Source organism: Methanosaeta sp. UBA356 (genome assembly GCF_002496465.1).
GTDB lineage: Archaea > Halobacteriota > Methanosarcinia > Methanotrichales > Methanotrichaceae > Methanothrix > Methanothrix soehngenii.
Genome location: NZ_DAKC01000115.1, coordinates 4,735 through 5,044, shown reverse-complemented (window position 1 = coordinate 5,044; position 310 = coordinate 4,735). Strand labels below are relative to the sequence as shown.

The 310-nt window shown below is 48.4% G+C and carries 1 protein-coding gene; it reads right to left on the bottom strand.

Annotation, left to right across the window (positions count from 1 at the left end):
* The coding region (locus BP727_RS11055) for a transposase (RefSeq protein WP_286858831.1) at positions 1-310 on the bottom strand (310 nt) is incomplete at both ends.

Genomic DNA, 310 nt, shown 5'->3' with positions numbered 1-310 from the left:
CCAATTCCTCCATTTTTCGGGTTGAAACGCCCTGGATATATGATTCTGCAATCGTCATTAGCAGAGCTTGTTCTACACGACAGTATCTTTCAAATACGCTTGATTCAAATGGAAATTCTCTGAACTGAGGCTTATTAAGGGTCAATTCGCCAACGCGGGTCTTGAGGGTTCTCGATCTAGTGCCGTTTCTGTGTGCCTTTCTCTGAGGGCTGCGCTCGTAGGGAAGCGCACCGCTCTGCAGATATGCCTCAAACAGCATTACCGCGTTCAGGAACTCGGTTATGACCTGCTTCAGTCCGCTATTCGGATC